The sequence below is a fragment of the Catenuloplanes niger genome, from assembly GCF_031458255.1.
Lineage (GTDB): Bacteria > Actinomycetota > Actinomycetes > Mycobacteriales > Micromonosporaceae > Catenuloplanes > Catenuloplanes niger.
Genome location: NZ_JAVDYC010000001.1, coordinates 6985440 through 6997301 on the forward strand (window position 1 = coordinate 6985440; position 11862 = coordinate 6997301).

General features: G+C 74.8%; 8 protein-coding genes. 5 read left to right on the forward strand and 3 right to left on the reverse strand.

What is annotated here, in order from left to right; genetic code table 11:
- Positions 1-4: 4 nt before the first annotated feature.
- Positions 5-1357: a S8 family serine peptidase gene (locus tag J2S44_RS30695; RefSeq protein ID WP_310420975.1), complete on the reverse strand. Its 1353-nt coding sequence runs from the start codon at positions 1355-1357 to the stop codon at positions 5-7.
- Positions 1358-2475: 1118 nt separating this feature from the next.
- Here J2S44_RS30695 and J2S44_RS30700 point away from each other — a divergent pair.
- Entirely contained in the window at positions 2476-4152 is a 1677-nt protein-coding gene (locus J2S44_RS30700) for a hypothetical protein (RefSeq protein ID WP_310420977.1), read from the forward strand.
- On the opposite strand, the gene J2S44_RS30705 is transcribed toward J2S44_RS30700, so the two are convergent.
- Positions 4140-6176 (reverse strand): hypothetical protein, encoded by a 2037-nt coding sequence (locus J2S44_RS30705; RefSeq protein ID WP_310420979.1) that lies wholly within the window; start codon positions 6174-6176, stop codon positions 4140-4142. The genes J2S44_RS30700 and J2S44_RS30705 overlap by 13 nt on opposite strands.
- Before the next feature lie 225 nt (positions 6177-6401).
- Here J2S44_RS30705 and J2S44_RS30710 point away from each other — a divergent pair, with 225 nt between their 5' ends.
- Positions 6402-8009, forward strand: coding sequence for a S8 family serine peptidase (locus tag J2S44_RS30710; RefSeq protein WP_310420981.1), 1608 nt, complete (start codon positions 6402-6404; stop codon positions 8007-8009).
- A gap of 58 nt (positions 8010-8067) precedes the next feature.
- Here J2S44_RS30710 and J2S44_RS30715 read toward each other — a convergent pair whose 3' ends face one another.
- Positions 8068-9657: a ricin-type beta-trefoil lectin domain protein gene (locus J2S44_RS30715; RefSeq protein ID WP_310420983.1), complete on the reverse strand. Its 1590-nt coding sequence runs from the start codon at positions 9655-9657 to the stop codon at positions 8068-8070.
- Positions 9658-9814: 157 nt separating this feature from the next.
- Between J2S44_RS30715 and J2S44_RS30720 the strand changes: the two genes are divergently transcribed.
- The 3 genes from J2S44_RS30720 (at position 9815) to J2S44_RS30730 (ending at position 11752) form a co-directional block, all read left to right on the forward strand.
- A complete protein-coding gene (locus tag J2S44_RS30720) occupies positions 9815-10399 on the forward strand; it encodes a sigma-70 family RNA polymerase sigma factor (protein WP_310420985.1) in 585 nt (194 codons plus the stop codon).
- A 77-nt stretch (positions 10400-10476) separates the two neighbouring features.
- Positions 10477-11247 (forward strand): zf-HC2 domain-containing protein, encoded by a 771-nt coding sequence (locus J2S44_RS30725; protein WP_310420987.1) that lies wholly within the window; start codon positions 10477-10479, stop codon positions 11245-11247.
- Positions 11248-11440: 193 nt separating this feature from the next.
- Positions 11441-11752 carry a hypothetical protein gene (locus tag J2S44_RS30730; protein ID WP_310420989.1) on the forward strand — a complete coding sequence of 104 codons (312 nt, stop codon included), beginning with the start codon at positions 11441-11443 and terminating at the stop codon, positions 11750-11752.
- Positions 11753-11862: the final 110 nt, after the last annotated feature.

Genomic DNA, 11862 nt, shown 5'->3' on the forward strand with positions numbered 1-11862 from the left:
GGTCTCAGCGGTGTCGGCGGCGGAACAGCCGGAGGGGGAGCTGACAGACGACCGCGAAGAGCGCCAGCCCGGTGACGGCCAGCGCGACCTGGGCGACCGCGGGAAAGCCGCGGGGCGCCGGGGCGGCCGGTGGCGCCGGTTGCGCGATGGCGGCGGCGTGCACGGCCGCGGCCGGGTTGACGAAGCCGCGGCCGGTGACCGGGTCCGGTGCGGCGGCGCCGTCCGCGGTGTCCAGCACGAGCTGGACGGCCTCGGCGGCGGACAGGTCCGGCGCGGCGGCGCGGACCAGCGCCAGCAGCCCGGCGGCGAACGCGGCCGCGTAGTCCGATCCGGAACCCTGCAACGCGGGCCGGCCCGCCGTGCCGATGCTGGTCACGCCCACACCGGGCGCGACCACGTCCACGGCACCGGCCGGGTGCGACTCCGCCGGCGTGCCGTCCGCGCCCACCCCACCGACGCGCAGCAGGCCCGGCCGAGAACGCTGACCGGGCCGGTCCGTGGCCGGCACCACCACCGCCGCGCCGGCCGCCACGGCCTCGTCGACGGCCGCGGCGACGTCGCCGGCGACGGTGTCCACCGGGACGGTCAGTGCGATCACGCCGGCCCCGGCCTCGGCCGCGAGCCGGACCGCGTCCGCCGCGTCGCGCGGGTCGGCGCGGCCGTCCGCGGCGACCGGTACACGTACCGGCAGGATCATCGCCTCCGGCGCCATTCCGCTGAAGCCGTTCGCGCGGTCCGCGCGGGCGGCCACCACACCGGCCATCGCGGTGCCGTGCCCGGTGCAGTCCACGACCGGCGTGCCGCCGTTCCCGCTGCTCGCGCCGGCCCGGACGCGCCCGGCCAGGGCCGGTGCGGTGGCGTCCACGCCGGTGTCGACGACCGCGACCGTGCTGCCCGCGCCCCGGCCGCGCGTCCACGCGCCGGGCAGGTCGAAGCGCAGCTGGGCCCAGGGCAGACCGGCCGGCGCGGCCCGGTCCGGCCCCCGCTCGGGGCACGATTCCGCGGACGCGCCCGGGTTCGGCGCGGGCTCGGGCAGCAGACCCCGCTCGACACCGGTCCCGGCGGCGTCCCAGGGCAGCACGATGATCCATCCGGCGCGCAGCCGGTCCGGGTCGCTCATCGCGGTGCCGTCGGCCTGCGGTCGCCCGCTGTTGAGCGCGATCAGCTCCCGGGTCCGTGCCGGGTCGCCGAGCAGCGCGGCGGCGATCTCGGTGAGCGTCTCCGGGTCGCCGTCCGCGGTGATGGTCACCACGTGGTACTTCCGGTACTCCGGCGCCGCCACCGCGGGCGTGGCCGCGAACAGCACCAGGAACAGCAGGAACACGGTCGGCCAGCGGTGCGCCGAGCGGTGAGCCACGACAACCTCCTGTTCGCACCCGGTCCGCCCGGCACCACATCGCCGGGAGCGCTCCCGGCAACGGTAGGTCACCCTGGGCATGCGGTACGAGCCGTCCGCCCCGGGCGCGGTTCCGGGCCGGACATCATGGAGACTGTGCCCGCGACCCCGAGGGAAGAATCCGCCGACGCCGACCGGTCCTCGGCAACGTGCGGCGGGGGTCGCGGCGCCGACATCGCAAAGTACTACATGAAGGGCGAACCGGTCGACGGCCCGGTGGATCGCCCGAGCCGGCCGTGCCGCCCGGAGGCGAAATGAGCGACATCACATGGGTACGACTGAGCGCGCTGCTCCTCGCCGCGGTGCTGCTCATGCTCGCGCTGGAGATCATCCGTGGCGGACGGAACCGGTCCCGGTCCCGCGCCGGCGGCTCCACCGCCCGTAACCGGACGCCCCGGCGCTCCCGGGGCCGCGCCTCGGCTCCGTCCGGCGACGACATCGACGACCCGACCGTACCCGCGTCGATGCCGGTCCGGCCCCCGGTCGCGGACCCCTCGCCGACGTTCGCGCCCACGGTGCCGGCCGAGTTCACGGCCGCGCCCGCCGAGGCGCGGATGACCTGGACGGACCCGGCCGACCGCGTCCCGCCCCCACCCCCGGCCACGGGCCCGACGTCCGGCCGGCCGGACGGTACACCGGCGGTCCCGCGGTCGCGATGGCAGGCGCAGCCCAGCACGTGGGTCGACGCGCCGCCCCCCGACGCGGATCCCCGCCCACAGACCTGGACGGAGCCACCGAGCTGGTCCTCCGGCGCCCTGCCCGCAGCGGCGGCACCGGCGCCACCCGAGCGTCCGTTCCCGGGAGCGCCCGGGCGCGCGGTTCCGGGAGCGCCCGGGCATGCTGCTTTCGGAACGCCCGGGCGTGCGTCCGAGGCCGCGCCCCGGGGTTCGGTTCCGGCCCAGCGTCCCGGTGTTCCGGCCGGTGAGCGGCCACCGTCGGCCGCCGGGGCTGCGGATCGGCCGGTATCGGCCCGATGGCCGGACGACTCCGCCGGTCACCGCACCGCGCACACGTCGCCGCTCGGCCACGCAGCCCGGGCAACCGATGTCCCGCCACCCACCCGGGACCGCGAGGCGCCGGTGAGGTCGCTGACCGATCCGGACCGCGATCGTGAGGCGTCCGTGTGGTCGCTCGCCGATTCCGGCCGGGATCGCGAGGCGCCGGTGAGGTCGCTGAGTGATCCGGACCGCGATCGTGAGGCATCCGTGTGGTCGCTCGCCGATTCCGACCGGGATCGCGAGGCGCCGGTCAAATCGCTGAGCGATCCGGACCGGGATCGTGAGGCGCCGGTGAAGTCGTTGAACGACCCGGACCGGGATCGTGAGGCGCCGGTGAAGTCACTGGGCGATCCGGACCGGGGCCCTGAGGCGCCGGTGAAGTCGCTGGGCGATCCGGATCGGGATCGTGAGGTGCCCGCGTGGTCGCTCGCCGATTCCGGCCGGGATCGTGAGGCGCCGGTCAAGTCGTTGGGTGATCCGGATCGGGATCGTGAGGCGCCCGTGAAGTCACTGGGCGATCCGGATCGTGAGGCGCCGATCAAGGTGCTGGCCGATTCGGACACGCCGGTGCGGGGACCGGATGACCGCGGCCATGACGACCGCACGGCGGCTGGTTCGCTGCCATCGGGGGAGTCCGGTCGCGCGCCGGACCTGTCGCATCCGGTGGTGAGCGTCCCGCACGTCGACGTTCCCGGTCCCGGCGACGCTCCGGTTCGCCTCGGCGGCAGCGGCCTGATCATCGGGATCAGCGCGGGAAGCCGCCCGCTGTCCCGGCCCGCCGAGGTCGCGGCGCCAGGGGCAGCCGGCCCCGCGCCTGCCGGGGCCTCGCCTGCCGGCGGCGCGTCGACGGCAGCAGCGTCGACGGGAGCAGCGTCGACGGCAGCAGCGCCGACTGGTACTACGCCGACGGCAGCGGCCCCGACCGGTACCGCACCGACGGCAGCGGCCCCGACTGGCATTACGCCGACGGCCGCGCCAGCGACCGTCGGAACACCGGCGGGACCAGTGCCGGCGGTGCCGGCCGGGCCGGCACGGGCCGCCGGTGTGCCGAGCCCGGCGGGGGAGCCGGCGATCGAGGTCGCTTCGTCGGCCGGTCCGGTCGCGCGGCCGGTTCTGCCCGGCCCCGGTCCCGGTGATGTGGCCGCGTCTGCCGCTGCGGTGGCGCCGCCGGCGCGGCCCGGTTCCGGCGACGTGGCCGCGTGGGCCGGCCCGGCGGCGCGGCCGGTGCTGCCCGGTCCCGGCGACGAGAGCCCCGAGGTGGTGGAGACGCTGGACACGCCGCTCGGCCCGGTCGTGGTGCGGTTGTTCGGGGTCGCGTCCGGCGCGGTGCCGGCCTACGCCTGGCTGGCCGACGGTGAGGAGCCGCCGCCGGCCACGGTGCCGGTGGTGGTCGGGCGCCGGGGGGCGTGGCGGCTGCACGTGGATCTCGCGCGTACCCCCGACGTCCTGACGATCGTCGGCCCGGTGGACGGCGCGCGGCGCCAGGCGGCGGCGCTGATCGACGGCCTGGACGAGGCCGGCGTGGGGGTGGCCGTGGTCCGGGACGCGATGGGCGGCGTGCCGGTGCCCGGTGCCCGCAGGCTCAGCCGGTTCCCGGCACCGCCCGCGCCGGGCCGGGTGCTGGAGTCGACGTTCGTGGTGCTGAGCACGGACGCGCCGCCCGAGGCGCGGTATCTGGCCGCTGCCACGGACGGGCACGCCGTACCGGTGATCATGGGTGAGGTGCCGGGCGGGCGCTGGTCGATTCAGCTGCGCTGAGCGTGGGCGAGCACGTCGGCGAGCGTGCCCTGCGGTGCGTCGCGCCGGCGTCGCCACCGTGAGCCGGCCGGTTCGAACACGCGCAGCGCCGTGATCCGCTCGTAGTGGCGTGGCGGCACCACCAGGTCGATCCCGGCCCGGTGCAGCCGCACCGCGCGGGACTGGACGGACGGCAGCCGCCCGAGCAGTTCCGCGGCGGCCGATACGTCGATCGCGCGCCCCTCCGGCACCCGCACCTCGACCAGCAGCCGCCCGGCGGTGACGGCCGGCGCCCGGCGCAGCAGCCGCATCCAGCCGGTTGGCAGCGTGCGGGCGTGCAACGGGACCACCGCGTACGCGGTGCGTGGCCCGGGCCAGCGGGGCGCGTCGTCCGGCAGGCCGGGCACGCCGTGCAACGCGCCGGCGGAGGCGATCCGCAGCGGCGTACCGCCGGGTGTGCCGGTCCCGACCGCGGTCCCGCCGGCGGTGAGCGCGTATCCGGTGACCAGCCGGGCGCGGCCGAGCCGGCCGGCCGGCAGCAGGTAGACCTGCTGGTCGAGCAGGTGCTGGAAGCGGCTCGGCACGGGTGCGCCGATCGAGCTGGCGAGCACCGCGCCGCCCGCGTCCACCCGCACCCGCAGCAGCCAGCGGGCGCGCCGGTCCGGGCGGATCGCGTGCGGGTCGAGGTGGCCGAGCACGAACAGGTCGGGTGTGCGCAGCCCGGTCGTGGCCACGTCGTGCGGATCGTCCGGTGAGATCACGAACGCCTCGAACGGCTCCGTGGTGACCTGCGCCCGCCCGCGCAGCCAGGGCACACCCACCGACGGCGTACCGACCGGCTCCTCCTGGGTCTCCGGCGGCGCGGACGCGAAGAGGATCGCCGGCGGCGCGACCTGCGGAACGGCGACCCCGGCGACGACCGGAGCGGCGGCCCGCGCACCGGCGGCGGCCGGACCGGCACCGGCGACCGGAGCAGCCGCGGTGGCCGGACCGACGCCAGCAGCCGGACCAGCAGGAGCGACAGAAACAGCAGGAACGGCCGGAGCCGCGGGAGCGGACGGAACGGCGGGAGCGGCCGGGGTGGCGCGGACCGTGACCGTGACCGGCGCGGTGACCGGCACCAGCCGCCCGTCCGGCCCGGAGCGGAACGCGGCCTCGCCGGTCGCCCGGTCCGGCCGGTGCGCCTGCCAGACGCCGGGCTCGCCGGTGGGCTCGATCGCCCGCAGGTCGTGCCGGTCGCCGGACAGCTCGACCGCGCCACCGGCCGGCGGCGTCCACACGGTCGCGCCGGTCGTCTCGGCCAGGTCGGCCACGTTGCGCAGCAGATGGTCGCGGTCCGCGGCCTCGGCCGGCCAGGTCAGCCAGAGCCGCAGGTCGCAGCCGTAGAGCGGCAGGTCACCGAGCACGGAGGCGAGCCGCCGCCCGGCGTGCACCCGCTGGGTGCCGCGGTAGTCGCCGATCACGAAGCCGCCGGACCGGACGGTGACCGCGACCGTGGCCAGCCGGGGATGCCCGTCGCGCAGCCGGTGGGCGGCGGCCCGCCGGGTCACGAAGTCGGCGCGGGTGGCGAGCGCGACACCGTCCGGCAGTGCCAGCGCGACCACGCCGGCCCGGTGCCGCACGATGCCGTCGTCGACGTCGAACCAGCCGGGCAGCGGGGTCGCCAGGTCCGGTGGCTGGATGACGGTCCAGCCGACCGGCTCGCCGGTGGCACGGTCGACCGCGACCGCGTCCGGCGCCTCGTCCTCGCCCGGCCACCGGTCCACCCGCGCGCCGTCCGGCGTGGTCAGCACATCGCGGCCGAGCAGCCCGGCGACCTCGCGGAACAGCGCGTCGTGGGCGGCGCCGTCGTCGGTGAGCATGCGTACGTCGTCGGTGGGCCCGCTGGCGTGCCGGACCAGGTCGGCGAGGCGGCGCCCGGTCAGCGGCGTGTCCGGCGCGAAGGGCGCGGCCAGCCCGTTCCCGGTGGCCGCTCTGATCAGCGGTACGTCGTGCAGGCCGGCGACCTGTCGGCACCGCTCGACCGCCGGTCGCGCCGCGTACATCCCTCTCACCGCCCGCAGGTCACGTCCGCGCTCCGTTTCGGACGACAGCATGTCACCAGTGCGGATGATATGCGAGCCCGGATCCTGAACCGGAGGGGGCGATCGGCTGTCGGATCGGCCATCCGCCGATGAGAAGTACGGATCGCATTGAACTGGGACGACCGGCGATCCGTAATCCGGGCGGCGCTCAATCGGGCGCGCCGCGCGGAGAGAGGGAGAGTGCCGGTGCCGATCACACGTCGACGACTGTATCGGCTGCTCGTCGGGCTGATTCTGGCCTGTGGAGTGGTGCAGCTGACCATGGTGGCCGGTGCGCCCGCAGCCCCGGTGACGCAAGGGTACGTGAAGTACTACACGGTGACCGGAACGTCGGAGAACCTGACCGAGATCGCGGTGAAGTTCCTCGGCCGCGGGTCGCGATCGGCCGAGATCTACAACCTGAACGCGGGCCGGGTGCAGCCGGACGGCACCGGCCTGACCGACCCGGCGAAGCTGACCAAGGGCTGGTCGCTGGTGCTGCCGTGGGACGCGGTCGGCACCGGTGTGCAGTACGGGCTGTTGCCGTCCAAGGGCACGCCCACGCCGGCTCGTGCGCAGGCCACGCCCAGTTCGCCCGCGCCGCAGCGGGCCACACCGACGCCGCGGCGGACCTCGTCCTCCCCGCGCCCGCCGGCCCCGTCGCAGGCACCGGCGCCGAATCCGCCGGCTCCCCAGACGCAGGCGCCCCGGCCGTCCGCGTCCAGCAGTCCGAAGCCGAGTGCCTCGCCCTCGCCGACCGCACCGAAACCGGCCCCGGGCGCGTGCGGCACCGAAGCCGCCTCCGAGCCGAGCTCGACCTGGGCGCAGCAGGCGCTGGGGCCGGACAAGGCCTGGGAGCGGACCCGCGGCAACGGCGTGGTGGTGGCCGTCATCGACTCCGGCGTCGACGCCAGCCTTCCGCAGCTCAGCGGGCGGGTCGCGCCGGGCGTGGACATCGCCACCGGCAGCGGCGAGGGTGACTCCGACTGCCTCGGCTCCGGCACCGCGATGGCCGCGATCATCGCCGGCAACTCGGAGCAGGCGGACACGCCCAGCGGCATCGCACCGGACGCCACGATCCTGCCGATCCGGGTGGTCGACGACAAGGCGCAGTCCGACCCGGCCACCGAGGCGACCGCGATCGAGGTGGCGCTCTCCGCGGGCGCGAAGGTGATCGCGGTCGGCGCGCACGTGGACCTCTCCGACCCGGCGGTCTCCGCCGCGATCACGGAGGCGCTGACCCAGGATGTGATCGTGGTCGTGGCCGCGGGCTCGGGTACGCCGCCGGAGGCGCCGGCCGGAGCCCGGGGCGCGCTGCTCTCGGTGGGTGCGGTGGACGAGAACGGGCAGTTCGCGGTGGATGCGCAGGGCGCTTCCGTGGACGTGGTGGCACCCGGCGTGGACGTGGCCAGCCTCGGCATCAACGGCAGCGGCCCGATCACGGCCAGCGGGCCGCAGTACGCGGTGGCGTTCGTGGCCGGGCAGGCCGCGCTGGTCCGGGCCGCGTACCCGCAGCTGACCGCCGCGCAGGTGAAGAACCGGATCGAGAAGACCTCGGACCAGGTGGGTACGGACCGGGGCGAGGGCAGCCGGTACGGCTACGGAATGATCAACCCGGCCGCCGCGGTCACCTCCGCGGTCGAGGGCGAGACGGTCGCGCTGCCGCCGGTGCCGGAGCCGGGCGTCGGCGTCGGCGCGGTGATCGCCATCGTGATCGTGGTGCTGATCATGCTGGCCGCGATCGGTCTGCTGCTGCTGCGGGCCCGCCGCTGGGCACAGGGCCCGGCCGACCCGGCCGAGCACGACCTGCGCTGACCGCACGAAACGGCCCCCGTCCTCGCGAGAGGGCGGGGGCCGTTGCCGTACCGGTGGGTCAGCTCTTCGGGGTCCAGGACTGCTTGTCGTGGTTCACGCAGAACCAGATGACCACCCGGGCGCCGGGTGCCGGGGCGTCGACGTCGACGTCGAGGCACATGTTGTCGGCGAGCGCGGTGTAGACCGTGCTGTTCTCGATCCGCCAGCGCTGCGCGTCCGAGCCGTTGCACTTCCAGGTCCGTACCGGCGTGACGTTGTCGGTCTTGCCGTCGACCACGTCCAGGCACTGGCCGGTGGTCTTGGACCGGATGGTGCCGTCGGCGCCGATCTGCCAGCGCTGCTTGGCCGCCATCGGGTCGCACGGCTGGATCGTGGCCGGGTCGCCGGGTGCGAGGCAGTGGCCGCCCTTGACCTGCACGAACTGCGTACCCTCCGGCGGCTTGGGCTTCTCCGAGGACGGGGCCGGCGCCGGGGTGCGTTGCGGCGAGGTGCCGCCGGTGGTGCCGGGCTTCGGCGACTTCGAGGCGGACGGGGTGGCCGACGGCTTCGGTGCGACCGCGATCCGGCTGTCCATCGCGTAGTAGTCCGCGTAGGCGAGCACGGTCTCGATGAACGCCTGGGTCTCGCCGTCCGGCGCGCCCACGGCCTGACGCACCGTCTCCGGCCCGTTGCGGTACGCGGCCAGCGCCAGCATGGACGGGTCACCCTCCAGCCCGTTCAGCTCGGTGATCAGCCCGCACAGCGCCGCACCGACGGCCGGGATCGACTTGACCGGGTCCCACGCGGACGCGCCCTCCGGGCCGTAGCGTGCCCACACGTCGCCGCGGAACTGGGCGACGCCCTGCTCACCGGTGGTGCCGAGCTTGTTCGAGTTGAACTCGGAGGACGCCATCAGGACGGCGGCGACCGTGGCCGGCGGGATCTCCCCGCAGACGCTGCCCGCGGCCTTGACCGGCGCGACGTACTCCTCCGGCAGCGGCTTGACCTCGGCCGCGGACGCGTTCGGGTTGGGCCGGGCGTCCGTGCCACCGAACTGCGGCAGCGTCGCGTAGTAGGCCGCGTAGGCGGTGGACCGGTCCACGTACTCGTCCGCCGCGCCGGGCACGCCCTTGGCCTTGGTCACCTCCGGCAGCCCGGAGCGGAACGCGGCCAGTGACAGACGCCACTCGTCGCCCTGCACGCCCGCGACCCGGATCTGGCCGGACAGGTCGCACATCTGGTGGGCGAGCGCCAGCACGGCCGCGGACGTGTCGTCGCGCTTCGCGTCCGGCCAGGGTGCCCAGTTCTTCCAGTCCTCGTCGTCCAGGCCGGCCAGGCCCCGGCCGCCGGACGCGGTGTTGGTCTCGGACGCGTTCAGGCCGGACTCCGCCATCAGCTGGCCGGCCATCCGCGCCGGGGTCAGCATCGGGCAGGACCGGGCCGCGCTGGCGATCGCGGAGAACTGCTCGTCCGTTACGCTCCGGCCGGTGAGCTCGTCGTTCGCGGCGTTGGCGATGCCGAAGCCGATCGTGGCCGCGGACGCGACGATGATCGCGACGCCCGCCACGATCATGCCGGCGACGCCGCGGCGCAGCCCGCCTCTCGCCCGGATCCGGTCACCGAGCTCGCCGAGCCATCGACTCAGATTGGGGAACATGGTGGTTCGCACGGCGCCGTACCCTTCGTCAGCGTCACAACTCCGGCGTGAAGACGAAAGCGAACCCGGCTCGGTTCACCGAACGGCGCAAACTACCGTAGATTTGTTCGCGAGCCGGAGGGAGCGACCTGGTGACCATGATGGCCGGACGGTGCACCGGTGCCCCGCTGTGAGAGATTCGTTGGAGGCCTCGATGCCGGCGATGCGCGACGACGCCGCTGTGTCGACCGCTGACGACGCCTCGGGCTGGCCGCCCGAGGAGCGCATGCGGCGGATTCACGAGGCCCACGCCGCGCCGGTGCTCCGCTTCCTGATGCGGCTCACGCTCGGCGACCAGGACCTCGCGGAGGACCTGCTGCAGGAGACCATGCTGCGCGCTTGGCGCAACCTGGACGCGCTGCCCAAGGAGATCGAGCGGGTCGCGCCCTGGCTCTACACGGTCGCGCGGAACGTCGCGATCGACGCGGCCCGCGCCCGCCGGGCCCGCCCGCCGGAGGTCGCGGTGGCGGACATCACCCGGCTGCCGCAGCCGGGCGACGCGGTCGACGGGCTGGTCTCCGGGCACATCGTCCGGCAGGCGCTGGCCCGGCTCAGCCCGGAGCACCGCGCGGTGCTGATCGAGGTCTACTTCCGGGGCTCGTCCACCGCCGAAGCGGCGGCCAGGTTGGGTATCCCGGAAGGTACAGTCAAGTCACGAGCTTATTACGCAGTGCGATCCATGCGGGCCGCCGTGGGGTCGGTGGAACCGGAATGACGCGCCGCTTCAGTGGCCGGTCCGGTGACCGGCACCCCGATCGGGGGCAGGAGGCTCTGAGGGGAGGGCTGGCGCAGATGGGTGACAACCGCGACGAGGCCATGGCCGAGCGGGCCAACCTGGCGCTGTACCTGCTCGGGGCGCTGCCCGAGGACGAGCGCGCCGACTTCGAGCGGCACCTGGCGGGCTGCGACCGGTGCCTCGCGGAGGCGCTCGACCTGGGCCCGTCCACCAGCGGCCTCGGCCAGTTCACGGACGACGACATCCACGAGTTCCTGACCTCGGTCGGCAACGACGACACGTCCATCCCGGAGCCGGAGCCGGCCGCGCCCGCCGTGGCCGCCGCGCCGGTGCCGCGTTCCCGGCCGGCTCGCCCGCAGGCGCCCGCCCGCCCGGCCGACAACCGGCCCGGGCGCGCGCCCGGCCGTCGCGGTCGGCTCGCGGTGCTCGGCGTCGCGGCCGCGCTGATCCTGGCGGTCGCCGGAGTCTCGTTCGCGCTGCTCGGCGACGACGGTGGTGCCGGCGATGCCAACCTGGTCGCGACCGCGGCGGCGAGCAGCGCCAGCGTCAGCTTCTCGGTCACGGTCACGGACACGCCGGTCGAGGGCCTGACCGCGCGCGCGACCGTCACCGGTCTGCAGGCCGGTGAGCGCTACCGGCTGTACGCGGTGACCCGCGACAACGCCTCCGTCGTGATCCGCGACTTCACCGGCGAGGCCGGCAGCCAGGACGTGAACGGCCGGCTCACGGTGCCGGTCGACCAGATCGCGTTCTTCTCGGTCCAGGTGACCGACGGCCGCACGGTCGTCGTCGCGCCGCTACCCGCCGGAACGTCGTCGCCGCGCTGAGCGATCTGTCCACTTCGGGCAACATATCCGTCCTTGTCATGCAGTTATGCGGAAGATCCGTCATGTCTGCATAAAGCATCAAAGATATGTGACGAAGGCGATTTTTATTAATTCTCGGTGAACCGTGCCGGAATGCGCCTCGTCATCCATCGGTCGGCATCGCCAACGAGACGGTGCCGGATCGGAGGATGACGTGGCCGGCGCCGAGTTGACCTGTGCGAACACCCTTCTTGTCGCGGTACCGAAGGAGCGTCGCCGCCCCGAGGCCGGCGTCGACCGCGCGATCCGCGACGTGCTCTCCCTCGACCTGGGGCGTGCCGACGACCGCACGGTGGCCGAGTTGATCCACCACCATCCATCGTTCCGCCGGTCCGGCGGCCCCGCCGCCTGGATCCGCCGGCTCCGGCAGCTGCGACGCGAGATGCCCGAGCGCGTCACCGATCTCGAGGCGATCGCGGTGCACGCCATGAGTTGCCCGCCCGGACCGTCCGATTCGGACCGATAAATCGGTCGATGAGATGCAGGGGTACGGATTATCCGTCATACCGACATACAGGATAGAAAACGAGTGATAAAGACAATTTTTGTAAATTGATGGTGAACCGTAGCGGTGGG